Source organism: Streptomyces sp. bgisy027 (assembly GCF_057710365.1).
In genome coordinates this window covers 105,571-128,617 of sequence record NZ_JBYIVZ010000029.1, presented here as the reverse complement: position 1 = coordinate 128,617, position 23,047 = coordinate 105,571, and the positions used below count along the sequence as shown (strand labels likewise).

General features: G+C 70.2%; 23 protein-coding genes and 1 tRNA gene. 14 read left to right on the top strand and 10 right to left on the bottom strand.

All coding sequences use genetic code 11. The features are described from left to right. Positions 1 to 15: 15 nt before the first annotated feature. Entirely contained in the window at positions 16 to 1,350 is a 1,335-nt protein-coding gene (locus AC3ETA_RS28040; RefSeq protein ID WP_432195678.1) for a sensor histidine kinase, read from the bottom strand. A gap of 167 nt (positions 1,351 to 1,517) precedes the next feature. Between AC3ETA_RS28040 and AC3ETA_RS28035 the strand changes: the two genes are divergently transcribed. The 8 genes from AC3ETA_RS28035 (at position 1,518) to AC3ETA_RS28000 (ending at position 7,990) form a co-directional block, all read left to right on the top strand. Then, positions 1,518 to 2,384, top strand: coding sequence for a hypothetical protein (locus tag AC3ETA_RS28035; protein ID WP_432195677.1), 867 nt, complete (start codon positions 1,518 to 1,520; stop codon positions 2,382 to 2,384). 23 nt (positions 2,385 to 2,407) lie between these two features. Further along, positions 2,408 to 2,482 (top strand) — tRNA-Gln (locus tag AC3ETA_RS28030). 120 nt (positions 2,483 to 2,602) lie between these two features. Then, positions 2,603 to 4,051 (top strand): bifunctional UDP-N-acetylglucosamine diphosphorylase/glucosamine-1-phosphate N-acetyltransferase GlmU, encoded by a 1,449-nt coding sequence (glmU, locus tag AC3ETA_RS28025; RefSeq protein WP_432195676.1) that lies wholly within the window; start codon positions 2,603 to 2,605, stop codon positions 4,049 to 4,051. A 75-nt stretch (positions 4,052 to 4,126) separates the two neighbouring features. After that, positions 4,127 to 5,107, top strand: coding sequence for a ribose-phosphate diphosphokinase (locus AC3ETA_RS28020; protein WP_432195675.1), 981 nt, complete (start codon positions 4,127 to 4,129; stop codon positions 5,105 to 5,107). A 196-nt stretch (positions 5,108 to 5,303) separates the two neighbouring features. Continuing rightward, positions 5,304 to 5,900, top strand: a complete 597-nt coding sequence (locus tag AC3ETA_RS28015; RefSeq protein ID WP_432195674.1) for a 50S ribosomal protein L25/general stress protein Ctc — start codon at positions 5,304 to 5,306, stop codon at positions 5,898 to 5,900. Positions 5,901 to 6,013: 113 nt separating this feature from the next. Continuing rightward, positions 6,014 to 6,616, top strand: a complete 603-nt coding sequence (gene pth / locus AC3ETA_RS28010; protein WP_432195673.1) for an aminoacyl-tRNA hydrolase — start codon at positions 6,014 to 6,016, stop codon at positions 6,614 to 6,616. Positions 6,617 to 6,681: 65 nt separating this feature from the next. Further along, positions 6,682 to 7,170: a hypothetical protein gene (locus tag AC3ETA_RS28005; RefSeq protein ID WP_432195672.1), complete on the top strand. Its 489-nt coding sequence runs from the start codon at positions 6,682 to 6,684 to the stop codon at positions 7,168 to 7,170. A 145-nt stretch (positions 7,171 to 7,315) separates the two neighbouring features. Then, positions 7,316 to 7,990, top strand: a complete 675-nt coding sequence (locus AC3ETA_RS28000; protein WP_432195671.1) for an LPXTG cell wall anchor domain-containing protein — start codon at positions 7,316 to 7,318, stop codon at positions 7,988 to 7,990. A 73-nt stretch (positions 7,991 to 8,063) separates the two neighbouring features. On the opposite strand, the gene ppc is transcribed toward AC3ETA_RS28000, so the two are convergent. Further along, on the bottom strand, positions 8,064 to 10,796 hold the full coding sequence (ppc, locus tag AC3ETA_RS27995; protein ID WP_432195670.1) for a phosphoenolpyruvate carboxylase: 2,733 nt from the start codon (positions 10,794 to 10,796) through the stop codon (positions 8,064 to 8,066). 309 nt (positions 10,797 to 11,105) lie between these two features. On the opposite strand from ppc, the gene AC3ETA_RS27990 reads away from it, so the two are divergent. Together AC3ETA_RS27990 and AC3ETA_RS27985 are read left to right on the top strand one after the other, a co-directional pair. Then, entirely contained in the window at positions 11,106 to 12,116 is a 1,011-nt protein-coding gene (locus AC3ETA_RS27990; RefSeq protein ID WP_432195669.1) for an acyl-CoA desaturase, read from the top strand. Continuing rightward, positions 12,113 to 12,790: a TetR family transcriptional regulator gene (locus AC3ETA_RS27985; RefSeq protein ID WP_381450918.1), complete on the top strand. Its 678-nt coding sequence runs from the start codon at positions 12,113 to 12,115 to the stop codon at positions 12,788 to 12,790. Before AC3ETA_RS27990 ends, AC3ETA_RS27985 begins: the two co-directional genes overlap by 4 nt. A 46-nt stretch (positions 12,791 to 12,836) precedes the next feature. Here AC3ETA_RS27985 and AC3ETA_RS27980 read toward each other — a convergent pair whose 3' ends face one another. The 3 genes from AC3ETA_RS27980 to AC3ETA_RS27970 all read right to left on the bottom strand — a co-directional run bounded on the left by AC3ETA_RS27980 (position 12,837) and on the right by AC3ETA_RS27970 (position 14,251). Beyond that, positions 12,837 to 13,010, bottom strand: coding sequence for a CsbD family protein (locus tag AC3ETA_RS27980; RefSeq protein ID WP_432195668.1), 174 nt, complete (start codon positions 13,008 to 13,010; stop codon positions 12,837 to 12,839). Between the two features lie 63 nt (positions 13,011 to 13,073). Then, positions 13,074 to 13,442: a VOC family protein gene (locus AC3ETA_RS27975; protein WP_432195667.1), complete on the bottom strand. Its 369-nt coding sequence runs from the start codon at positions 13,440 to 13,442 to the stop codon at positions 13,074 to 13,076. Further along, positions 13,442 to 14,251 carry a trans-aconitate 2-methyltransferase gene (locus AC3ETA_RS27970; protein ID WP_432195666.1) on the bottom strand — a complete coding sequence of 270 codons (810 nt, stop codon included), beginning with the start codon at positions 14,249 to 14,251 and terminating at the stop codon, positions 13,442 to 13,444. The genes AC3ETA_RS27975 and AC3ETA_RS27970 overlap by 1 nt, the downstream gene beginning before the upstream one ends. A gap of 94 nt (positions 14,252 to 14,345) precedes the next feature. Between AC3ETA_RS27970 and tamR the strand changes: the two genes are divergently transcribed. Then, a complete protein-coding gene (gene tamR, locus AC3ETA_RS27965) occupies positions 14,346 to 14,843 on the top strand; it encodes a MarR family transcriptional regulator TamR (protein WP_059196100.1) in 498 nt (165 codons plus the stop codon). A 143-nt stretch (positions 14,844 to 14,986) separates the two neighbouring features. Here the strand turns inward: tamR and AC3ETA_RS27960 are convergent, their stop codons facing one another. Further along, the gene (locus tag AC3ETA_RS27960; protein WP_093746306.1) at positions 14,987 to 15,760 is read right to left on the bottom strand and encodes a LuxR C-terminal-related transcriptional regulator; all 774 of its coding nucleotides are present in this window, start codon (positions 15,758 to 15,760) and stop codon (positions 14,987 to 14,989) included. A gap of 271 nt (positions 15,761 to 16,031) precedes the next feature. Between AC3ETA_RS27960 and AC3ETA_RS27955 the strand changes: the two genes are divergently transcribed. After that, the gene (locus AC3ETA_RS27955) at positions 16,032 to 16,496 is read left to right on the top strand and encodes a GNAT family N-acetyltransferase (protein WP_432195684.1); all 465 of its coding nucleotides are present in this window, start codon (positions 16,032 to 16,034) and stop codon (positions 16,494 to 16,496) included. A gap of 67 nt (positions 16,497 to 16,563) precedes the next feature. Here AC3ETA_RS27955 and galK read toward each other — a convergent pair whose 3' ends face one another. The 3 genes from galK to galT form a co-directional block, all read right to left on the bottom strand. Beyond that, positions 16,564 to 17,727 (bottom strand): galactokinase, encoded by a 1,164-nt coding sequence (galK, locus tag AC3ETA_RS27950; RefSeq protein ID WP_432195665.1) that lies wholly within the window; start codon positions 17,725 to 17,727, stop codon positions 16,564 to 16,566. Positions 17,728 to 17,828: 101 nt separating this feature from the next. Continuing rightward, a complete protein-coding gene (galE, locus tag AC3ETA_RS27945; protein WP_432195664.1) occupies positions 17,829 to 18,791 on the bottom strand; it encodes a UDP-glucose 4-epimerase GalE in 963 nt (320 codons plus the stop codon). Further along, positions 18,788 to 19,849 (bottom strand): galactose-1-phosphate uridylyltransferase, encoded by a 1,062-nt coding sequence (gene galT, locus AC3ETA_RS27940; protein ID WP_432195663.1) that lies wholly within the window; start codon positions 19,847 to 19,849, stop codon positions 18,788 to 18,790. The genes galE and galT overlap by 4 nt, the downstream gene beginning before the upstream one ends. A 191-nt stretch (positions 19,850 to 20,040) precedes the next feature. Between galT and AC3ETA_RS27935 the strand changes: the two genes are divergently transcribed. Together AC3ETA_RS27935 and AC3ETA_RS27930 are read left to right on the top strand one after the other, a co-directional pair. Next, positions 20,041 to 21,804, top strand: a complete 1,764-nt coding sequence (locus AC3ETA_RS27935; protein ID WP_432195662.1) for a sodium:solute symporter family protein — start codon at positions 20,041 to 20,043, stop codon at positions 21,802 to 21,804. Positions 21,805 to 21,822: 18 nt separating this feature from the next. Continuing rightward, positions 21,823 to 22,188 (top strand): hypothetical protein, encoded by a 366-nt coding sequence (locus AC3ETA_RS27930; protein WP_432195661.1) that lies wholly within the window; start codon positions 21,823 to 21,825, stop codon positions 22,186 to 22,188. Positions 22,189 to 22,216: 28 nt separating this feature from the next. Here AC3ETA_RS27930 and AC3ETA_RS27925 read toward each other — a convergent pair whose 3' ends face one another. Further along, a complete protein-coding gene (locus tag AC3ETA_RS27925) occupies positions 22,217 to 22,912 on the bottom strand; it encodes a helix-turn-helix transcriptional regulator (protein ID WP_432195660.1) in 696 nt (231 codons plus the stop codon). Positions 22,913 to 23,047 lie beyond the last annotated feature (135 nt).

Genomic DNA, 23,047 nt, shown 5'->3' with positions numbered 1-23,047 from the left:
CACCGGAACCACCACCTAGGCCGCCGGAATCACCGCCGACACCCGAAAGCCCCCGGCATCCGTCGGCCCGGACACGAACACCCCGCCCAGCGCGACGACCCGCTCCTTCATCCCCACCAGGCCGTTGCCACCCGACGGCAGCCGCGCGGACGACGCCGACGCCGGCTCCGGCGGCGGGCCGTTCTCCACCTGCATCGCGATCTCCGACATCCGGTGCGCGAGCCGCACCTGCGTCTTCGCACCCGCCGCGTGCTTGTGGACGTTCGTCAGCGCTTCCTGCACCACCCGGTACGCCGTCTGCTCCACCCTCGGCGCGTACCCCCGCGTCTCGCCCTCGACGGACAGCTCCACGACCATCCCCGCGGCCGCCGACTGCCCGATCAGCTCCTCCAGCTCCGACAGACAGGGCCCCTCCGCGGTGCCCTCGTCCCCACCCGCCAGCTCCCGGTCGGCCGCGGCAGCCGCGGCGGCCCCCACCGCGGCGAGCGGTACGACGGCGCCCCGCGCCCGGTCCGCCGTGGCGGCCCCGCTGCGCAGCACACCCAGCATCTCCCGCAGCTCGGTCAGCGCCTGCCGGCCCATGTCCCCCACCAGCGCGGCGTTCTTCACCGCCTTCTCGGGGTCCTTGCGGGCGACCGCCTGGAGGGCGGCGGCATGGACCACCATCAGGCTCACCCGGTGCGCGACGACGTCGTGCATCTCCCGCGCGATCCGGGTCCGCTCCTCGCCCCGCGCCCACTCGGCACGCTCCTCGGCCCGCTCGGCCAGCAGCTGGAGCTCCCGTTCGAGGCTGTCCGCCCGCTCCCGCAGGCTCTCCATGAGCCGGCGCCGCGCGCCGACGTACAGACCGAGCAGCAGAGGAGGCGCGGTCACGCCGAGAGCGGTGGTCACCGACGCGAACGGAACCACCCAGTCCCCGAAGGTCAGCTCCCCACGCGCCACGCCCTGGCGCACCCACACGAACGTCACGATCAGCGTGCCGACGAACGACATCCCGGCCAGCGACGCGATGATCCGCCGCGGCAGCTCGGAGGCGGCGAGGGTGTACAGCCCGACGATGCCGAGCAGGAACCCCATCTGGGCCGGCAGCACCGCGATCGACACGAGCACCACCGCGATGGGCCAGCGGCGGCGCAGCACCAGCACGGAACCGGCCAGCACTCCGAAGACGACTCCCGCGGCCTCGGGTATCCCGGCGTCCCGGGCGAACCGAACCCCCTCGACCCCGCACTCCAACGCGGACACGACGGCCAGACTCACGTCCAGCACCGCACTGCGCATCCTGCCCCACCACCAAAGTCCCGCCCCCGGTGGCGGGTCCCCGGCGCGGTCTTCCCCCGTCGTGGTCATGCCTCCAGCCTACGGGCCGACCGACCTGCCTTTCCGGCGAGTTTCGCGGACTGGCCTACACCACATTCCGTGACCGGACGTAAGCGAAACCGCCCGATATCCCTCGAACAGTTGATTCACCTGTCCTTCCACTCCGGAAGCGATCATTCCGCCCGGACTGTATGCCCATGGCACATTCACCGAGCAAGTACGGCGACTTCGAGGGCCTGCGGGAGCGGGCGGTGGCGCTGCGGCGGGCAGGACTCAGCCGACGCCAGATCCGCGACCGGCTGGGCGTCGACAACAACGACATCCTCAACCGGCTCCTGGAGGGCGAGCCGCCACCGCAGTGGACGAAGCGACCGAACGCGAAGGACGACCTGAGGGACAGGGCACGGGAACTGCGGCTCAAGGGCTGGACCTACGACCAGATCCAGGTGGAGCTGGGGTGCTCGAAGAGTTCGATCTCGCTGTGGGTACGCGACCTGCCGAAGCCGGACCGAAAACGAGGCACGGAGGAAGCGTCAGCCATTGCCAGGCGGGGATGGGAGGCCAGGCTGCATCGTCACGAGGAGCAACGCCGGCACACCAAGGCGATGGCCGAGCAAGCGGTGGGCGACCTGTCCGACCGGGAGCTGTTCCTGGCGGGCGTGGTCCTCTACTGGGCCGAGGGGGCCAAGGACAAGGCACACGCCACACAGCGCCGGGAGAGCCTGCAGTTCATCAACAGCGACCCGAACGTCATCCGCTTCTACCTGCGCTGGCTCGAGTCCCTGGGCGTGGAGCGCGAGCGCATGCGGTTCCGTCTCAGCATCCATGAATCGGCGGACGTGACGGCGGCCGAGGCCTTCTGGGCAGACCTGGTCGCCGTGGACGTTTCGACGTTCCAGCGCGCCACCCTCAAGAAGCACAACCCCAGGACTCTTCGCAAGAACGTCGGCGACTCCTACAGAGGCTGCCTGATCATCTACACCACCAGGAGTGCCGAGTTGTACCGTCGCATGGAAGGCGCCTGGTACGGCATAGTAGGACGCGCCGCTCAACGACCTGACTAAATGTCCGGTTTAGTTGAGTTTGTTCCCCCGTGGTGTAATTGGCAGCACCGTGGCTTTTGGTGCCATTTGTCCGGGTTCGAGTCCTGGCGGGGGAGCCATCGCTCGGTTCGGGCCCCGACTGCTGACAGCGCAGTCAGGGCCCGCTCCCATATCCCCCACGAAACGCCCCGGTATCCTGCGGATGTCACCCCACCCCCGCCACATCCGAAGGGCAAACCGTGAGCGCCATTCGCCCGGCAGCCGTCGTCGTTCTCGCAGCGGGTGAGGGCACCCGTATGAAGTCGGCCACACCGAAGGTCCTGCACGAGATCTGCGGACGCAGCCTCGTGGGGCATGTGCTCGCCGCCGCGCGCGAGTTGGACCCCGAGAATCTCGTCGTCGTGGTCGGCCACGCCCGTGAGCAGGTCGTCGCGCACCTCGGCGAGATCGACCCCGGCGTGCGCACCGCCGTGCAGGCCGAGCAGAACGGCACCGGTCACGCCGTCCGCATGGCCCTGGAGGAGCTCGGCGGCGGTGTCGAGGGAACCGTCGTCGTCGTGTGCGGTGACACCCCGCTGCTGACCGGCGAGACCCTGACGGCGCTCGCCGCCACCCACTCCGGCGACGGCAACGCCGTGACCGTGCTGACGGCCGAGGTCCCGGACGCGACGGGTTACGGGCGGATCGTGCGCGACGGTGCCTCCGGTGCCGTGACCGCGATCGTGGAGCACAAGGACGCGACCGAGTCGCAGCGGGCGATCCGGGAGATCAACTCGGGTGTGTTCGCGTTCGACGGGCAGCTGCTCGCGGACGCGCTGGGCAAGGTCCGCACCGACAACAGCCAGGGCGAGGAGTACCTCACCGACGTGCTCGGCATCCTGCGCGAGGCCGGTCACCGGGTGGGCGCCTGCGTGGCCGCCGATCACCGTGAGATCGCCGGGATCAACAACCGGGTGCAGCTCTCCGAGGCCCGCCGGATCCTCAACGACCGGCTGCTGACCGCCGCGATGCTCTCCGGCGTCACCGTGATCGACCCCGCCACGACCTGGGTCGACGTGACCGTCACCTTCGAGCAGGACGTGATCGTCCAGCCGGGTACGCAGCTGCAGGGCGACACGCACCTCGGCGAGGGCGCGGACGTCGGGCCCAACACCCGGCTGAGGGACACCCGGGTCGGCGCCGGGGCGCGGGTGGACAACACCGTGTCCAACGGTGCCGTCGTGGGGGCGCACGCGAGCGTGGGGCCGTACGCCTATCTGCGGCCGGGGACCCGGCTCGGCGCGAAGGGCAAGATCGGTACGTACGTCGAGACGAAGAACGCCTCGATCGGCGAGGGGACCAAGATCCCGCACCTGTCCTACGTGGGTGACGCGACGATCGGTGAGATGACGAACATCGGTGCCGCGAGCGTCTTCGTGAACTACGACGGGAAGGACAAACACCACACGACCGTCGGCTCGCACTGCCGTACCGGTTCGGACAACATGTTTGTGGCTCCTGTCACGATCGGGGACGGTGCGTACACCGCCGCCGGGTCCGTGATCACGAAGGACGTTCCGCCCGGTTCGCTGGCCGTGGCCCGTGGTCAGCAGCGGAATATCGAGGGTTGGGTGGCGCGCAAGCGTCCGGGCAGCGCTGCCGCGAAGGCGGCGGAGACGGCGTCTCGGCAGGTCGAGGGCGAGGACTGACCGGAAACGGGTGCGCCAAACACGGCGTACCGTGATAAGTGCACACCCAGTTGAGACACCTCTGAGGAGACAGCTGTGACCGGGATCAAGACGACCGGCGAGAAGAAGTTGATGTTCTTCTCCGGCCGCGCCCACCCCGAGCTTGCCGAGGAGGTCGCCCAGCAGCTGGGGGTCGGGGTCGTCCCGACGAAGGCCTTCGACTTCGCGAACGGTGAGATCTACGTCCGCTACCAGGAGTCGGCGCGTGGCGCGGACTGCTTCGTGATCCAGAGCCACACGGCTCCGATCAACCAGTGGATCATGGAGCAGCTGATCATGATCGACGCGCTGAAGCGTGCGTCGGCCCGCTCCATCACGGTCATCGTGCCGTTCTACGGTTACGCCCGTCAGGACAAGAAGCACCGTGGGCGTGAACCCATCTCGGCGCGTCTGATCGCGGATCTGATGAAGACGGCCGGTGCGGACCGCATCCTCACCGTCGATCTGCACACCGATCAGATCCAGGGCTTCTTCGACGGCCCGGTCGACCACCTCTTCGCCCTGCCGCTGCTGGCGGACTACGTGGGTCGAAAGGTCGACCGGGAGAAGCTGACGGTCGTTTCTCCGGACGCCGGCCGCGTGCGGGTCGCCGACCGCTGGTGCGACCGTCTGGGCGCTCCGCTCGCCATCGTGCACAAGCGGCGTGACAAGGACGTGGCGAACCAGGTGACCGTCCACGAGGTCGTGGGTGAGGTCAAGGGCCGGGTGTGTGTCCTGGTCGATGACATGATCGACACCGGTGGCACCATCTGCGCCGCCGCGGACGCCCTGTTCGCGCACGGCGCCGAGGACGTCATCGTGACGGCGACGCACGGTGTGCTCTCCGGTCCCGCCGCGGACCGGCTGAAGAACTCCCGCGTGGGCGAGTTCGTGTTCACGAACACCCTGCCGACGCCGGGTGAGCTGAGCCGTGATCTGGACAAGCTGACGGTGCTGTCGATCGCGCCGACGATCGCGAGCGCGGTGCGTGAGGTGTTCGAGGACGGCTCGGTGACGAGCCTTTTCGACGAGCAGTAGAAGTCGCGCGGCGGATCGTGCCGCAGTGATCCTTTTGGGAACGGCCTCCCTGTCCGAGTAGACTGCTTCAGTTGCTCGGCGAGGGAGGCCGTTTCCCGTTCAGGGATCCGGCGGTCCGTTATCGACGCGCTCTTCGTAGCAGGCCGTTCGTGGCCGGGTGACCACGTCCGCCCCTAGTTTTCTACGAGGAGTGATCATGTCCGAGGTCAAGATCTCTGCCGAGACCCGTACCGAGTTCGGTAAGGGCGCCGCCCGTCGCATCCGTCGTGACTCGAAGGTCCCCGGTGTCCTGTACGGCCACGGCTCGGACCCGCTGCACCTGACCCTGCCGGGCCACGACCTGCTGCTCGCGCTGCGTACGCCGAACGTCCTGATCGCCCTGGACATCGACGGCAAGACCAACGAGCTGGCGATCCCGAAGGCCGTGCAGCGTGACCCGCTGAAGGGCTTCCTGGAGCACGTCGACCTGCTGCTGGTCAAGCGCGGCGAGAAGGTCACGGTCGAGGTCCCGGTGCACGCCGAGGGTGAGCTGGCCCCCGGTGGTTACCTGCTGGAGCACGTCCTGAACGCGCTGCCGGTGGAGGCCGAGGCCACGCACATCCCCGAGGCCGTCACGGTCTCCGTCGAGGGCCTGGAGGCCGGTGCCTCCGTCCTGGCCAAGGACATCACCCTGCCCAAGGGCACCACGCTGGCCGTCGAGGAGGACGCGGTCGTCCTCCAGGTCCTGGCCGCGCAGGCCGAGGAGGCCTCGGAGGGCGAGGAGACCGAGGGCGAGGAAGTCGCCGAGGTCTGATCCCCGGCTCCGGCAGAGGCGTGATCCGCGGCTCTGCCATCGCTTCGTCAGCCGCTGTTCCCGCCGGGGGCAGCGGCTGGCGCGTATGACTCGGGAAGACACAGCGAGGAGACATGGACGTGACGACCGATCCGAGCGCGCCGTGGCTGGTTGCCGGCCTCGGTAATCCGGGACCCGAGTACGCGATGAACCGGCACAACGTCGGCTTCATGGTGGCGGATCTCCTCGCCGGGCGGATCGGGGGGAAGTTCAAGCGGGCCGGCAGGGCGCAGGCGCAGGTCGTGGAGGGGCGGATCGGACCGCCCGGTCCGATGAACCGGCGCGTGATCCTGGTGAAGCCGATGTCGTTCATGAACCTGTCCGGCGGGCCGCTGAACGCCTTGCGGGACTTCTACAAGGTGCCGCTGGGCAACATCGTCGCCGTGCATGACGAGTTGGACATCGGCTACGGCACGCTGCGGTTGAAGCTGGGCGGCGGGGACAACGGGCACAACGGCCTGAAGTCGATGACGAAGGTGATGGGTGCGGACTATCACCGGGTGCGGTTCGGGATCGGGCGGCCTCCGGGCCGTATGCAGGTCGCGGACTTCGTGCTGAAGGACTTCGGCTCGGCGGAGCGCAAGGAGCTGGACTACTTCGTGGACCGTGCGGCGGACGCGGTGGAGTGTCTGGTGATCGAGGGGCTGGAGCGGGCGCAAAGCACGTACAACTCCTGACTTGTCCGGCCGCCCGGCCGGGCCGAGGTTGACCGGGTGCAGGGCCATGGCCAAGGATCGCGGCCATGCCTTCTGCCGTTGTCTCCAGTCAGGGCGCTGTCTCGGCGCTGCGGTTCGGGCGGCTCGCGGCGATGGGCACGGTCGCGGTGCTGATCCTGATCGCGGGGGTCTGGGCGTCGTGGGGCACCGCGCATCATGTGATGCTCACCAAGGGCCGGGAGAGCGGCACGATCTCGGTGACGCGCTGCGGCCAGGACACGTGCAGCGGGCCGTACACGCCGGTGTCGGCGGGCTCGCAGGCGCGCAAGTCGGTCGTCATCGAGAAGAACGTGGCGATCCGCAAGGGGCGGACGTACACGGTCGTGATCAAGCCGGGCGGCGACGAGGTCGTGCGGTCGGGGCCTGCGGGTGTGCTCTACGCGTGGGTTCCGCTGGGCGGGGCGCTGCTGCTGGCGTCGGTCGTGGTCGCGGGCGGGTTGCGGCGGACACGGCTCGCGTGGGTGATGGCGGGGTCGGGAACGGCCTTGCTCACGGCGGCATTTGTGGTGATCTGAGGAGCCTTGAGGTGTACGCGGGTGCGGCACTTGTGGGAATTCTGTTCGTTCCCTGTTCGTGCTTGACCTGAAGTCAGTCCCAGCAGGAAGCTGAGCCGCCCCCTCCACATCTTCCCGTTCCTTCTCGAAGATGGACTACTGCCCCATGCGTACCCTGAACCGCGTCGGTGCCCTGTCCGCCGTCGCCGCGGCGGCGCTGCTGTCCGCTCCGGCCGCCGCGCACGCGACTGCTCCTGGTGACAACGGCACCGTGAAGATCCATGACGCCACCACTGGCGAGGAACTGCGCAGGAACGAGCCGCACGTCTGCGAGTTCTACCTCGACGCCTTCGGCTTCGACTCCGTCCAGCAGGTCTCCTGGCACATCGAGGCCTGGGCCCCGACGGCCGCCGTCAAGGGCGAGACCGTGAAGTCCGGCGCGATCACGCTGGACGGCGAGGGCCACGGCCGCACGGACGACATGACCCTGCCCGACGGCCACTACAAGCTGTTCTGGAACTTCCAGGGAGAGAAGGGGTCCGCCAAGCACAAGGTGTTCTGGACGGACTGCGAGGAGGAGGAGCCGGGCGGCGGCACGCCCACGCCGTCCGCCTCCGAGCCCGGGTCCGGGACGCCGGGCGAGGAGACCACCGAGCCGGCCCCGAGCCCGTCCACGTCCGCCGGTGAGGCGGTTCCGTCGTCGTCGCCGTCGGCGCAGGGCGGCGCCGAGGGCGATCTCGCCGAGACCGGCAACGGCGCCCCGGTGGGCCTGCTGTCGGCGGCCGCGGCGGCGCTGCTGGGCGCGGGCGGCTACCTGGTGTTCCGGCGCCGCAGGGCCTGACGCGCGGAGCCGGTGAACGAACGGTGCCCCCGTGCTCGCTGCGAGCACGGGGGCACTGTCGTGTGCGGTGCGGTCAGCCGGTGTTGCGCAGGCCGGCCGCCACGCCGTTGACCGTGAGGAGCAGGGCGCGCGAGAGCAGCGGGTCGGGGTCGGCGCCGCTCGCGGCGGCGTCGCGCTGGCGCTTGAGCAGGGCGACCTGGAGGTAGGAGATCGGGTCGAGGTAGGCGTCGCGGATGGCGAACGTCTGCTTCAGGACCGGGGTGGCGTCCAGGAGCTCGCTCTCGCCGGTCACCTTGAGCACCTCGGCGACGGTCAGCTCGTGCTCGGCCTCGATGTCGGCGAAGACGTGCTGGAGTTCCTGCGGGACCAGCGTCTCGACGTAGTGGCGGGCGATGCGCAGGTCGGTCTTCGCGAGGGTCATCTCGACGTTGGAGATGAAGTTCCGGAAGAAGTGCCACTGCTCGTGCATCTCGTCGAGCACGGTGTCCAGGCCCGCCTCGCGCAGCGCCTTCAGACCGGAGCCGACGCCGAACCAGCCGGGCACGATCTGCCGGGACTGGGTCCAGCCGAACACCCACGGGATGGCCCGCAGGCCGTCGAGGGAGACGCCCGAGCCGGGGCGGCGGGAGGGCCGGGAGCCGAGGTGCAGGTCGGCGAGCTGGTCCACCGGCGTCGACGCGAGGAAGTACGACGGCAGGTCGGGGTCCTCGACCAGCTTGCGGTACGCGGTGTGCGCGGCTTCGGACACCACGTCCATGGCCGCGTCCCAGCGGGCCAGCGCCTCGACGGACTGGCGCGGGGCGGTGTGCAGGGCGGACGCCTGGAGGGTGGCCGCGACGGTCAGCTCCAGGTTCTCCCTGGCCAGCGAGGGCACGAGGTACTTGTCGGAGATGACCTCGCCCTGTTCGGTGACCTTGATCTCGCCCTCCAGGGTGCCCCAGGGCTGGGCGAGGATCGCGTCGTGGGAGGGGCCGCCGCCGCGGCCGACGGTGCCGCCGCGGCCGTGGAAGAGGCGCAGCCGGACGCCGTAGCGGTGGGCGACGTCGCGCAGTCGGCGCTGGGCGCGGTGGATCTCCCACTGGCTGGTGGTGATGCCGCCGAACTTCGAGGAGTCGGAGTAGCCGAGCATGACCTCCTGGACGTCGCCGCGCAGCGCGACCAGGCGCCGGTAGGACGGGTCGGAGAGCATGTCCTCCAGGATCGTGTCGGCGGCCTTGAGCTCGTCGGTGGTCTCCAGGAGCGGCACGATGCCGATCTTCGCCCAGCCGGCGTGCAGGTCGAGCAGGCCCGCCTCGCGGGCGAGGACGGCCGCGGCGAACACGTCGTCGGCGCCCTGGCACATGGAGATGATGTACGACTCGATGACCTCGGGCCCGAAGACCGCGAGGGCCTTCTTGACGGTCTCGAACACGCCGAGGGTCTTCTCGCCGGCCGCGTCGACCGGCGCCGGGGTGGGCGCGAGGGGCCGGCGGGAACGCAGTTCCTTGGCGAGCAGCTTGGCGCGGTACTCGCGGGGCATGTCGGCGTAGCGCCAGGATTCCTCGCCGAGGCGGTCGAAGAGCTGACCGAGGGCGTGGTGGTGGGCGTCGGCGTGTTCGCGGACGTCCATGGTGGCGAGCTGGAGGCCGAACGCGGACAGCGTACGGATGGTCCGGTTCATGCGGCCGTCGGCGAACAGTGCGCCGCGGTGTTCGCGCAGCGAGGTCTGGATCAGCGTCAGGTCCTGGAGCAGTTCGCCGGTGCCGAGGTAGTCGCGGCCGGCGTCGTGGGGGATGTTCCTGGCCAGGCGGGTCTTGGTGTTCTCCAGCTTCTGCCGGATGCAGGTGGCCTTGAGCCGGTAGGGCTCCTCGGCGTTGAGGCGCTTGTAGCGGGGGCTGATCTCGGGCAGGGCGTCGAGGTCGGCCTTGAGGGACTCCAGGAGCTCCTCGGTGGCGCCGGTGTAGCGGATGGAGTTCGACAGGAAGCCGCGCAGCTCGTCGATCATCTCCAGGGCGTCGTTGATGCCGTGCTCGTGCTGGAGGATGAGGACGTCCCAGGTCACCTGGGGGGTGACGTTGGGGTTGCCGTCGCGGTCGCCGCCGATCCAGGTGCCGAAGGTGAGCGGGCGGGTGGCGTCGGGCAGCTTGTGGCCGACGCGCTCCAGCTCCGCGGTCAGGTCCTCCAGGACGTCGCCGACGGCGCCGGCGTGCAGTTCGTCGAGGTAGTAGATGGCGTTGCGGGCCTCGTCGGCGGGCTCGGGGCGTACGACACGCAGCTCGTCCGTCTGCCATACGAGGTCGATGTTCTCGGCCAGTCGGGTGTCGTGCCGGCGGCGGTCGCCTTCGAGGACCGGGGCCTCCAGGAGCGCGGCGATGCGCCGCAGCTTGTTGAGGACCGAGCGGCGGGCGGCCTCGGTGGGGTGTGCGGTGAAGACCGGGCGGACGTTGAGGTGCTCGACCGTCTGGCGCAGGTGCTCGGGGTCGGCGTCCTTCAGCCGGTCGGCCGTACGGGCGAGGAGGCCGCCCTCGGCGGCGCGCCGGGCGCGCAGCTCGCGGCCACGGTGGACCTGCTCGGTGACGTTGGCCAGGTGGAAGTAGGTGGAGAACGCGCGGACCAGCTTGGCCGCGGTGTCCAGTTCGGTGCCCCTCAGCAGCTCGGCGGCTGCCTCGCCGTCCTCGCGGGTGAGACGGCGGACCTTCTCGACGAGTTCGAGCAGCTCAGGGCCCTCCTGGCGGACGAGGGTCTCGCCCAGTAGGTCACCCAGTCGGCGGATGTCGGCACGCAGCTCACTGCCGGTCGTCGTGTTCTGGTCGTCGGCACTGCTCACAGGTGCGGCTCCTTGCAGTGTTGAAGCTCGTCCGGGAGGGAACCCGGTCGCAGGTGCCGCGCGGCGGGTGCCGCATACGGCTCCTGACTTCCGGGAAGAAATCAGAGCGGACCGCGCTGTCCGACCGACACCAAGGATAGGTGTCCATGCGGACGCGCAGACTCTCGGGCTCTTGCCGCCGGGCGACGCACTGCCATACTTACGACGCCGTAGGTTACGGAACCGTAGGCACCGTCGTAACGAAACCCGGGAATGGTTCCGGCAACCCCGGCACCTGCCAAAACCCTCGACCCCACAGGGGACGCCCCAATGACCACGAGCTCCGATGTGATCGAAGACGCCCCGAAGGCGAACGACGACACCCCGACGACCTCTGCCACGCTCGGCGGCGAGAAGAAGGGGTCGCTCGAACAGTTCGCGCTCCTCCTCTTCATCGTCGTCCCGTTCCTGGCGCTCGGCGCCGCGGTGCCGCTGGCCTGGGGCTGGGGGGTGAGCTGGCTGGACCTCGGTCTGCTGGTCTTCTTCTACTTCCTCGCCTGCCACGGCGTAACCATCGGCTACCACCGCTACTTCACCCACGGCTCGTTCAAGGCGAAGCGTCCGCTGCGCATCGCGCTCGCCGTCGCGGGCTCGATGGCGGTGGAGGGCCCGCTGGTCCGCTGGGTCGCCGACCACCGCAAGCACCACAAGTTCTCCGACGCCGAGGGTGACCCGCACTCGCCGTGGCGTTACGGCGAGACCGTCCCGGCCCTGATGAAGGGCCTGTGGTGGGCGCACATCGGCTGGATGTTCGACGAGGAGCGCACCCCGCAGGACAAGTACGCGCCGGACCTGATCAAGGACCGGGCGATCCGCACGATCTCCCGCCAGTTCATCTGGTGGACGGTGCTGTCGCTGGCCCTGCCCGCGCTGATCGGCGGTCTGGTGACGATGTCCTGGTGGGGCGCCTTCACCGGCTTCTTCTGGGGCTCCCTCGTCCGGGTCGCCCTGCTGCACCACGTGACGTGGTCGATCAACTCGATCTGCCACGCGGTGGGCAAGCGGCCGTTCAAGTCGCGTGACCGTTCGGGCAACGTGTGGTGGCTGGCGGTCCTGTCGTGCGGCGAGTCCTGGCACAACCTGCACCACGCCGACCCGACGTCCGCGCGGCACGGTGTGGAGCGCGGGCAGATCGACTCCTCGGCGCGGATCATCCGCTGGTGCGAGATGCTCGGCTGGGCCTACGACGTGCGCTGGCCGTCACGCTCGCGTATCGATTCGCGCCGGAACACCGCGGAAGGCGGCTCCCGGCGCCGGAAGGAACCCGTAGAGGCGGCATGATTGACGCCGTGGCGACCGACTCCAGCAGCACCCCCAGCAACGACAAGCCCCGGCGGGCGCGCCGTACCCGGATGACCGGGGCGGAGCGCCGCCAGCAGCTGCTGGAGATCGGTCGCACCCTGTTCGCCGCGAAGGGCTTCGAGGGCACGTCGGTGGAGGAGATCGCCGCGAAGGCGGGCGTCTCCAAGCCGGTGGTGTACGAGCACTTCGGCGGCAAGGAGGGGCTGTACGCGGTCGTGGTGGACCGTGAGATGCGCCGGCTCCTCGACATGGTCACCAGCAGCCTGACGGCGGGCCACCCGCGGGAACTGTGCGAGCAGGCCGCCTTCGCCCTCCTGGACTACATCGAGGAGTACACGGACGGCTTCCGCATCCTGGTCCGTGACTCGCCCATCCCGCAGTCGACGGGTTCCTTCGCCTCGCTGATCTCGGACATCGCCACCCAGGTGGAGGACATCCTGGGCCGCGAGTTCAAGAGCCGCGGCTTCGACCCCAAGCTGGCCCCCCTGTACGCCCAGGCCCTGGTCGGCATGGTCGCCCTGACCGGCCAGTGGTGGCTGGACGTGCGCCGCCCGAAGAAGGCGGAGGTGGCGGCCCATCTGGTGAATCTGGCCTGGCACGGGCTGGACGGCCTGGAGGCGAAGCCCCATCTGATAGGGCGCCGCAAGAGCTGACGCCCCGGCCGCCGCTGCCCGTGCCCTCAGTGCCCGGCCGGCGCCCTCAGTGCTTGAAGGTGTCCTTGCCCTTCTCCTTCGCCTGGCGCGCGTCGCCCTTCGCCTGGTCGGCCTTGCCCTCGGCGGTCATGCGCTCGTTGCCGACGACACGGCCCACGGCTTCCTTGGCCTTGCCCTTGGCCTGTTCCTTCATCGCCCGGGCCTTCTCTTCCTTCGCCACTTTTCTCACTCCCGCAGGCGTCGACTTCACTGTCCCCCAGCGGGTGACCCGGCGCGGCGCCGCTCAAACAGCGGTCAGGGGCTCAAGGAACTCCAGCCTGTTGCCCACCGGGTCCTGCGAGTAGAAGCGCCGGTGCCCCGGCAGGTTCTCGTCCCACTCCACCCGCGCCCCCTGTGCCCGGAGCCGGGCGCCGTACCGCTCGATCCCCGCGACCCGCAGCCCGGGGTGTGCCTTGTCCGCCGGTCGGAAGTCCTTCTCGATGCCGAGGTGCAGCTGCACGCCGCCCGCCCGGAACCAGCAGCCGCCGCGGGCGGCGAGCGCGGGTGGCTTGGGGATCTCGGTCATGCCGAGGACTCCCACGTAGTACGTCCGCAGCCGCTCCTCGGAGCCGGGCGGGGCGGCGAGCTGCACATGGTCGACGGCGGTGATCATCACGCCTCCTTGCGGGCCACGGCGAAGATCCGGCGGAACGGGAACGGGGTGCCGTGCGCCCCGGCGGGATAGGCCTCGCGCAGGGCCGTCCGGTACTCGTCCAGGAAGGCCTCCCGCCGCTCGGGCTCGTCGGCGAGCGCGCCGAGGACCGGCCGCAGGCCCGTGCCCTTGACCCAGTCCAGCACCGGATCCTCGCCGGTCAGGAGGTGGACGTACGTCGTCTCCCACACGTCCGCCGTGCAGCCCAGGTCGGCCAGCCGGGCCAGGTAGTCGCTCGGGCCGAGCACGGCGTCGTCGTGGCGCAGGACGTCGGCGAGGCCGTGACGGGGGGCGAGGTCGCGCATCAGGCGGTGGCTCGGGGCGGCGAAGTTGCCGGGGACCTGGAAGGCGAAGGTGCCGCCGGGCCGCAGGGCCGTGACCCAGTCCGCGAACCGGTCCGCGTGCCCCGGCACCCACTGGAGCGTGGCGTTGCTGACGATCAGGTCGTGCGGCTCCCCGGCCGTCCAGGTCCGTACGTCGGCCCGCGCGAAGTCGAGGCGGCCGCCGCCGGCCGTGGGGCCCTCGTGCTCGGCGTGGGCCTTGTCGAGCATCTCGGCGGAGTTGTCGTATCCGGTGATGTGCGCGGTGGGCCAGCGTTCGGCGAGCAGGGCGGTGACGTTGCCGGGGCCGCAGCCGAGGTCGGCGATGCGGGGGCGCTCGGCGGGGAGGTCGGGGACGCGGGCCAGCAGGTCGGCGAAGGGGCGGGCGCGGTGGCCGGCGTGACGCAGGTACTGGGCGGGATCCCAGGTGGGGGTGGCGGCAGTGGACATGGGGCCTCCTGTCTCTACTCGCTCTCCAGCCTGCCCCGACAAGTATCTTGACGTCAAGAGACTTCACGTCGACACAACCACTACACTGATCGCCATGGAGGACGAGGTCGATCGGCTGGTCGCAGCGTGGCGCCGGGAGCGCCCTGACCTCGACGTGGAACCGCTCGAGGTGCTCAGCCGCGTCAGCAGACTGGCCCGGCATCTGGACCGGGCACGCCGGCTGGCCTTCTCCGAGCACAGCCTGGAGCCCTGGGAGTTCGACGTGCTGACCGCACTGCGGCGCGCGGGAACGCCGTATCAGCTCTCGCCGGGGCAGTTGCTGACGCAGACCCTGGTCACCTCGGGCACGATGACCAACCGCATCGACCGCCTGGCCAAGAAGGGCCTGGTGGAACGCCTGCCCGACCCCAGCGACCGGCGCGGGGTCCTCGTCCGGCTCACGGACGAGGGACGCGACCGGGCGGACCAGGCGCTTGCCGGGCTGCTGGACCAGGAGCGGGCGATCCTTGCGGAGCTCTCGCGGGCGCAGCGGGGTGAACTGGCCGGTCTGCTGCGGCAGTTGACGGCGCCGTTCGACAACATTCCCGGGTAGACACCCCGTCGTTCGGCTGCGGCGCCGTTGTGGCTGGTCGCGCCCACACGGCGGTAGCCGGGAAAGAGACACAACCCCGCGCCCCCTGGCGGCGTTGCCGCTCAGGCGTTGCCGCTCAGGCGTTGCCGCTCAGGCGCTGCTGCTCAGGCGCTGCTGCTCTCCTCCGGCATGATGCGGCCCGTCGGGCCCAGGTCCACCGGCCCCACCCCCGCCCGCCGCGCCAGTGCGACCGCGGCCAGGGTGGAGTGGACGCCCAGTTTGCCGAGGACGTTCTGCATGTGGGTGCGGACGGTGTGCGGGGAGAGGTACAGGCGCTCGGCGACGGCCTTGCGCCCCAGTCCCGCCACCATGCACCGCAGTACTTCGCGCTCCCTCGGCGTCAGGGACTCCACCAGCCGCTCGCTCTCGGTGCGGTGCTTGCGGGCGGCGGTCAGTTCCCGCAGTACGCCGGTGAGCAGGGCCGGCGGCAGATGGGTCTCGTCGCGCAGGACCCCGCGGATGACGGTGAGCAGCCGGGACAGCGAGCAGTCCTTGGCCACCCAGCCGGACGCACCGGCCTGGAGCGCGAGCGCGGCCCGGCGCGGGTCGTCCTTCTCGGCGAGGACGACGGTCCGTACCGCCGGCTGTGCGGAGCGGACCCCGGCGACCAGCGAGATGCCGTCCACGAGCCCGTCCTCGCCCACCTCCTGCACGGGCACGGCGGGCCGGACACCGGGCACGTTGCCACCCAGGTCGGCGTCGACGAGCAGGACATCGAACCGGCGCCCCTCGGCGGCCGCGCGCTCCAGGCTGCGCAGTGCCGCCGGACCGCTGCCCGCGGCGGAGACGTCGACATCGGGCTCGGCGGCCAGGGCGGCGGCGAGCGACTCGGCGAAGATGCGATGGTCGTCGACGACCAGAACTCGGATGCGAACCACGAAACCCCCTTCCCCAAGCTCTCGAAGAGCAGGGGATACCCCATCGCCGAAGGACGACACCGGGAGACGAACACCGTCGCGGGAACGACGTCCGAAGCGCGGATGGCGCACGGCCGCCGCCGTGCAGAAACAGCTACCCCCCACTTCGGGCGTCGAACCCGACCTGTCTCGCCCCCTGATCAGCACCGGCCCCCACCGGTGCTGTTCATCAGGGTACGGCCGGGGGGCAGGAGCGGAAGGTAATTTGCAGAACTGGTTGGCCGACGCGTTTATGGTGAGCCGCATGTTTCGTCTGGAGACAGAAGTCGACAAATCTCGGCACGATCTGCTTCGCCGTCGGCTGCGGGACGCCAACACCGCCGCCTCCCCGGTCCTGCGCGCCCTGCGCGGAACCCCAGGTGAACGTGAACTTCCGCTCCAGGTGTGGGCGTTGGACGACTCCGGCGCCGTGGCCGGCGGTCTGGTCGGCCACACCTGGACCAGTTGGCTTCACGTCACGTATCTCTGGGTCGACGAGAGCGCCCGCGGGACCGGTCTGGGTTCGCAACTGCTCGCACACGCGGAGGACACGGCCCGGTCCGAACGGGGCTGCACCGAGGCACGCGTGGAGACCTGGGACTTCCAGGCCCCGGGGTTCTACAGGAAGCAGGGGTACGACGTGGTCTGCGTGATCCCGGACTATCCGCCGGGCATCACGGAGTACACGCTGACCAAACATCTGGCCGACCCGGGCTGAGCGGAGGTGCCGCGACCAACGAACGGGGCCGACGAAGCCGCCCTCGGCCCCGCTGCCCCGTCCGGGCTCAGCGCACGCGTCGCGCCCCGGCGGCCGGTACCGCCTCGAAAACCCTCGGTGCCGTGAACCCGGCGGCGGCGAAGGCGTCCTCGACCGCCTTGGTGACGCTCTCCACGTCCGCCGCCTCGGCCAGCACGATCGCCGAGCCGCCGAAGCCGCCGCCCGTCATGCGCGCGCCCAGGGCGCCGCTCGCCAGGGCCGTGTCCACGACCAGGTCCAGCTCCGGGCAGGAGATGCGGAAGTCGTCCCGCAGGGAGGCGTGCCCCTCGGTCAGCACCGGGCCGATCGCCCGCGTCCCGCCCGACTCCAGCAGGGCCACGACCCGCTCGACACGCTGGTCCTCGGTGACGACGTGGCGCACCAGACGGCGCACCTCCTCCTCGTCGCCGAGCCGGTCGAGGGCCGCGGCCAGGTCGTCGTAGGCGATGTCGCGGAGCGCGTCCACGCCCAGCAGCGCGGCGCCCTTCTCGCAGCCCGCGCGGCGCTTGCCGTACTCGCCCTCGCTGTGGGAGTGCTTGACCCGGGTGTCGACGACCAGCAGCCGCATGCCCTCGGCGGCCAGGTCGAAGGGGATCTGCCTCTGGGAGAGGTCGCGGGTGTCGAGGAACAGCGCGTGGCCCGGCTCGCAGCACGCGGACGCCGTCTGGTCCATGATCCCGACCGGGGCGCCGACGTACACGTTCTCCGCGCGCTGGCACAGCCGGGCCAGCTGCCAGCCCTTGAGGCCCAGGTCGTACAGGTCGTTCAGGGCGAGCGCCACGACGACCTCCAGGGCCGCCGACGAGGACAGGCCGGCTCCGGCCGGGACCGTCGAGGCGAGGTGGATGTCGGCGCCGGTCACCGCGTGGCCGGCCTGGCGCAGCGCCCACACCACGCCCGACGGGTACGCCGTCCAGTCGCGGTCCGACTCGGGTTCGAGGTCGTCGACGCGCAGTTCGACGACGCCGCGCCCGACGTCCTGCGAGTGCAGCCGCAGTACGCCGTCGGTGCGCCGCGAGAGGGCCGCGACCGCGGTGTGCGGCAGCGCGAACGGCATGACGAAGCCGTCGTTGTAGTCGGTGTGCTCGCCGATCAGGTTGACCCGGCCCGGCGCGGCCCACACCCCTTCCGGCCGGGCCCCGTACAGCTCCTCGAACCGCTCGGCGACCGCGGCTGCCGTGTCGACGTTCATCCCCTGCCCCTGACCTTCCGTGCTGAACCGGCCGAAGCGGCCGGTGAGTTGACCGACCGCACGACCTGAGAACCTACGGCCGGCGGCACCGGCCGTAGAACTTAACCTGCGTCTCGCTGCGCGAACCCCCACGCATCCGCGACGATGCCCGCGAGGTCCGCGCGGGACGGGTTCCAGCCGAGCCGCTCGCGGGCGGTGTCGGCGGAGGCGACCAGGACCGCCGGGTCGCCGCCCCGGCGCGGGGCCACGACCTCGGGGATCGGGTGCCCGGTGACCTGCCGGACGGTCTCGATGACCTGGCGGACGGAGAAGCCGTTGCCGTTGCCGAGGTTGCAGATGAGGTGCTCGCCCGGGGTGGCGGCCCTGACGGCCAGCAGGTGGGCCTCGGCCAGGTCGGCGACGTGGATGTAGTCGCGCACGCAGGTGCCGTCCGGCGTCGGGTAGTCCTCGCCGAAGACGGAGATCGCGTCGCGCCGGCCCTGGGCGACCTGGAGGACGAGCGGAATCAGGTGCGACTCGGGGTCGTGGCGCTCGCCGTAGGCGCCGTAGGCACCCGCGACGTTGAAGTACCGCAGGGACACGGCACCGAGGCCGTGGGCCGCCGCCTCGCCGGTGATCATGTGGTCGACGGCGAGCTTGGAGGCGCCGTAGGGGTTGGTGGGCCGCGTCGGCGCCGACTCGACGATCGGCACCTCGGCCGGCTCGCCGTAGGTGGCGGCCGTGGAGGAGAAGACGAGCTTGCGCACGCCCGCCTCGCGCATGGCGCCGAGCAGTGCCATGGTGCCGGCGACGTTGTTGTCCCAGTACTTCTCGGGCTTCACGACCGACTCGCCGACCTGCGAGAACGCGGCGAAGTGCAGCACCGCGTCGAAGGAGGCGTCCAGCCACTTGGCGGCGTCGCGGATGTCGCCCTCGATGAAGGACGCCCCCGGCGGCACACCCTCGCGGAAGCCGGTGGAGAGATTGTCGAGGACGACGACCTCGTCCCCGGCCTCGATGAGGTGCTGCGCGACCACGCTGCCGACGTAGCCGGCGCCGCCGGTGACCAGAAACTTCCCACTCATCTACCCGCTACCTCTCGCAGTCGCTCGGCCGCGCGCTCCGGCGGCACGTCGTTGATGAACACATTCATGCCGGACTCGGAACCCGCGAGAAACTTCAGCTTGCCGGAAGTGCGGCGGATGGTGAAAAGCTCGAGGTGAAGCGCGAAGTCCTCCCGCACGACGCCCTCGAAGTCCTCCAGCTGACCGAACGGCGCCTGGTGCCAGGCGGCGATGTACGGCGTCGGAGGCTCACCGTCACCGAAGATCCGGTCGAAGCGCCTCAAGAGTTCCAGATAAACCTGGGGGAACTCTGAGCGCGCCTCCTCGTCGAGCGCGAGCAGGTCGGGCACCCGGCGCTTCGGGTACAGGTGGACCTCGTAGGGCCAGTGCGCGGCATACGGCACGAAGGCCAGCCAGTGTTCACTCTCCAGGACGACCCGCTCGTCGGCGAGTTCACGCTCCAGGACGGCGTCGAAGAGGTTCTGCCCGCCGGTCGCCTCCTTGTGCGCGGCGGCCGACCGCAGCATCAGGGCGGTGCGCGGGGTGGTGAAGGGATAGGCGTAGATCTGCCCGTGCGGGTGGCCGAGGGTGACACCGATCTCGGCGCCGCGGTTCTCGAAGCAGAACACCTGCCGGACGGAGGGGAGGGAGGACAGTTCCGACGTCCGGTCCGTCCACGCCTCCAGCACCAACCGCGCCTGCTCCTCGGACAGATCGGCGAAGGCCGCGCTGTGGTCGGAGGTGAAGCAGACGACCTCGCAGCGCCCGGAGTCGCCGGCCAGCGAGGGGAAGCGGTTCTCGAAGACCACGACGTCGTACGACGAGTCCGGGATCTCGCTCAGCCGGTCGCCCTCGGAGGGGCACAGCGGGCACTGGTCGGCCGGCGGGTGGTAGGTGCGCGCCTGCCGGTGCGAGGCGATCGCGACCGCGTCGCCGAGCAGTACGTCGTGACGGACCTCGGACGAGGTGACGGTCCGCTCCAGCGGGCGGCGGTCGACCGCGTCCCGCACGGCGTCGTCACGCAGGTCGTAGTAGATGAGCTCACGACCGTCGGCCAGTCGGGTCGAGGTCTTCTTCACGCCGGACTCCATTTCGAGCCACTCAGGGGTCTTCCGAGTCTCCATCAAACAGAACTAAACACAGCGAAACACAACTCACCACCTAAGTCAACATCACAATCAAACAAAGAGCATCACCAGATGTGTTCAATTACTGAACACCGGCGCGTAGGTTCCGCTCTGTATCGATTCGCGAGACGAAGCGAGCACGCATGCAAACCCCCACAATTTCCCCCACGCTTTCCAGCATCTCCCCCACCTCCCCCGCCTCCCCCACCTACCTCGCGGCCGAGCTGCGGCTCCCCACGAACTGGCTCGACTACACGCTGCTCGGCATCTACTTCGTGGTGGTGCTCGGCATCGGCTTCGCGGCCCGCCGCTCGGTGCAGACCACCCTCGACTTCTTCCTCTCGGGGCGCTCCCTGCCCGCCTGGGTCACCGGCCTGGCCTTCATCTCCGCCAACCTGGCCGCCACCGAGATCCTCGGCATGGCCGCCAACAGTGCCCAGTACGGTGCCTACACCGTGCACTGGTACTGGATCGGCGCCATCCCGGCCATGGTGTTCCTCGGCCTGGTGATGATGCCCTTCTACTACGGCAGCAAGGTCCGCTCGGTCCCCGAGTTCCTGCTCCTGCGCTTCGACAAATGGGCACACCTGCTCAGTTCGATCCTGTTCGGCTTCGCCGCGATCCTGATCGCCGGAGTGAACCTGTACGCCCTGGCGATCGTGGTCGAGGCCCTGCTGGGCTGGCCCCAGTGGGTGGCCATCGTGGTCGCCGGCTTCTTCGTCCTCGCCTACATCACCCTCGGCGGCCTGTCCTCCGCGATCTACAACGAGGTCCTGCAGTTCTTCGTGATCCTGGCGGCACTGATCCCGATCACCGTGCTGGCGCTGAAGAAGGCCGGCGGCTGGGACGGCCTGACCGACAAGCTGACCGAGGCCCACGGCGACAACTTCGTCACCGCCTGGGGCGGCACCGGCATCGGCGAGGCGAACCCGCTGGGCGCGAACTGGCTGACGATCGTCCTCGGCCTCGGGTTCGTGCTGTCGTTCGGCTACTGGACGACGAACTTCGCGGAGGTCCAGCGGGCGCTGTCGGCGAAGAACCTCTCGGCAGCCCAGCGCACCCCGCTGATCGCGGCGTTCCCGAAGATCTTCATCGTGTTCCTGGTGATGATCCCGGGACTGGCAGCCGCGGCCCTGGTCCCCGGCTTCGGCACCCAGGAGTCGGGCTACCAGTACAACGACGCCATCCCGTATCTGATGGAGGGGCTGCTGCCCAACGGTGTGCTGGGCATCGCGGTGACCGGTCTGCTGGCCGCGTTCATGGCCGGCATGGCGGCGAACGTGTCGTCCTTCAACACGGTGTTCACCACAGACATCTGGGCGAAGTACGTGGTGAAGGACCGCGAGGACTCCTACTACGTGCGCTTCGGCCGCCTGATCACGGCGATCGGTGTCATGGCCTCCATCGGCACGGCGTTCCTTGCCTCGTCGTTCTCGAACATCATGAGCTACCTCCAGACCCTGTTCTCCTTCTTCAACGTGCCGATGTTCGTGGTCTTCATCGTCGGCATGTTCTGGAAGCGGGCGTCGATGAGGTCGGGCTTCTGGGGTCTGCTGGCCGGCACGACGGCGGCGATGGTGAACTACTTCGTCCTCTACAAGCAGGACGTCATCTCGATCCCCTCCGACCAGGGCGCCAACTTCGTCTCCGCGATCGCGGGGTTCGTGGCCGGCGCGGTCGTCATGGTCGCCGTCTCCCTGTTCACCGCTCCCAAGCCGGCGGAGGAACTCCAGGGCCTGGTCTACGGCACCCTCCCCCAGACTTCGTCCGGGGGCACCCCCACCCCCGGGACGGCCGAGCCGCCCGCGCCGGGGGACGAGGCGTGGTACCGCAAGCCGGCGTTGCTGGGCTGGGGTGCGGTCGTGCTGGCGGCCGCCTGCTACATCCCGTTCTCGTTCTCGCTCTGACGACGGAGGACCGACACCATGACCGACCACCACTCCGAACACCCCAGGCACTCCGGGTACTCCGAGCAGGACGTCCAGCGCGAGGTCAGCGACCTGAAGGAGAAGTCGGCGACGGCCGCCCGGCTCTTCGACATCCGGCGCATCATCGGCGGCCTCTTCGTGCTCTACGGCGTGATCGTCACGATCGCCGGGCTCACCGACGACGACGCCGCGATCGACAAGGCCGAGGGCGTGAACATCAACCTCTGGACCGGGCTGGGGATGCTGCTCCTCGGCATCTTCTTCCTGGCCTGGCTGAAGTTGCGGCCCACGGCCCCGCCGCCGCCCGACGTGGAGCCGGGGGAGGAACCGGGGGAGGAACCGGGGACCGAGCCGAAGGGCTGACTCCGGGTCCTCCCGGCCCCGACCGGCGCTACGGCTCCCCCGGTGTCTCCGGCTGCGGCACCGGCCCCGCCCGGTCCAGCAGGCCCGTGCGGGCCGCCAGGGCCGCTGCCTCCAGGCGGGAGCCGACGCCGAGTTTCATCAGGACGCGCTGGACGTGGGTGCGGGCCGTGGACGGGGCGATGCCCATGCCGGCGGCGATCAGGCGGGTGTCCTCGCCGTCGGCCACCCGGACCAGGACCTCGACCTCACGGGGCGTGAGCATCTGGAGCAGGCGCTGGCCCTCGTCGTCCGGTTGCGCGGCCGGGTTGAGCAGTTCGCTGAACGCACCCTGGAGCAACTGCGGCGCCACCGCCGCCTCGCCGGCCCGCGCCTTCATGATCGCCCGCTCGACGCCCTCTATGCGCTCGTCGTGGCGGACATAGCCGGAGGCCCCGGCCGCGAACGCCGCCGCTATGCCGCGCGGGCTCGGTACCGGGCCGAGCACCAGCACCGCCACCTGCGGGCGTTCCCGCTTGATCTTCACGACCGGGTCGAACATCCCCGGCTCCGCGGGCGTCGCCGTCCCCAGCAGGCACACCTCGGGCGCCCGCGTGATCACCAGATCCGCCGCCCCCGCGGCGGGCGCCGCCGCGGCCAGCACCCGGTGCCCCCGCAACTTCAGTGCCGAGGCCAGCGCCTCGGCGAGCAATCGGTGGTCGTCGACCACCATGAGCCGAACTCCCATCGAGCAACCCCCCAGTCCCCCCAATGGATCCCCATCGACACCCAGGACCGCCTGCGCCGGTCCGGCTGCCCCACTATGGATGCCCACTGGTCCGCGCGGACAGAAGCCCCCTCCCGGCTCCCCCGCCCTTCATGC

Excerpts from the sequence above, each read along its gene's own strand:
- AC3ETA_RS28040 (WP_432195678.1), bottom strand. The coding sequence starts at position 1,350 with ATGACCACGACGGGGGAAGACCGCGCCGGGGACCCGCCACCGGGGGCG.
- AC3ETA_RS28035 (WP_432195677.1), top strand. The coding sequence starts at position 1,518 with ATGGCACATTCACCGAGCAAGTACGGCGACTTCGAGGGCCTGCGGGAG.
- AC3ETA_RS28015 (WP_432195674.1), top strand. The coding sequence starts at position 5,304 with ATGTCCGAGGTCAAGATCTCTGCCGAGACCCGTACCGAGTTCGGTAAG.
- pth (WP_432195673.1), top strand. The coding sequence starts at position 6,014 with ATGGACGTGACGACCGATCCGAGCGCGCCGTGGCTGGTTGCCGGCCTC.
- AC3ETA_RS28005 (WP_432195672.1), top strand. The coding sequence starts at position 6,682 with ATGCCTTCTGCCGTTGTCTCCAGTCAGGGCGCTGTCTCGGCGCTGCGG.
- AC3ETA_RS28000 (WP_432195671.1), top strand. The coding sequence starts at position 7,316 with ATGCGTACCCTGAACCGCGTCGGTGCCCTGTCCGCCGTCGCCGCGGCG.
- AC3ETA_RS27990 (WP_432195669.1), top strand. The coding sequence starts at position 11,106 with ATGACCACGAGCTCCGATGTGATCGAAGACGCCCCGAAGGCGAACGAC.
- AC3ETA_RS27985 (WP_381450918.1), top strand. The coding sequence starts at position 12,113 with ATGATTGACGCCGTGGCGACCGACTCCAGCAGCACCCCCAGCAACGAC.
- AC3ETA_RS27975 (WP_432195667.1), bottom strand. The coding sequence starts at position 13,442 with ATGATCACCGCCGTCGACCATGTGCAGCTCGCCGCCCCGCCCGGCTCC.
- AC3ETA_RS27970 (WP_432195666.1), bottom strand. The coding sequence starts at position 14,251 with ATGTCCACTGCCGCCACCCCCACCTGGGATCCCGCCCAGTACCTGCGT.
- tamR (WP_059196100.1), top strand. The coding sequence starts at position 14,346 with ATGGAGGACGAGGTCGATCGGCTGGTCGCAGCGTGGCGCCGGGAGCGC.
- AC3ETA_RS27955 (WP_432195684.1), top strand. The coding sequence starts at position 16,032 with ATGGTGAGCCGCATGTTTCGTCTGGAGACAGAAGTCGACAAATCTCGG.
- galK (WP_432195665.1), bottom strand. The coding sequence starts at position 17,727 with ATGAACGTCGACACGGCAGCCGCGGTCGCCGAGCGGTTCGAGGAGCTG.
- galE (WP_432195664.1), bottom strand. The coding sequence starts at position 18,791 with ATGAGTGGGAAGTTTCTGGTCACCGGCGGCGCCGGCTACGTCGGCAGC.
- AC3ETA_RS27935 (WP_432195662.1), top strand. The coding sequence starts at position 20,041 with ATGCAAACCCCCACAATTTCCCCCACGCTTTCCAGCATCTCCCCCACC.
- AC3ETA_RS27930 (WP_432195661.1), top strand. The coding sequence starts at position 21,823 with ATGACCGACCACCACTCCGAACACCCCAGGCACTCCGGGTACTCCGAG.
- AC3ETA_RS27925 (WP_432195660.1), bottom strand. The coding sequence starts at position 22,912 with ATGGGAGTTCGGCTCATGGTGGTCGACGACCACCGATTGCTCGCCGAG.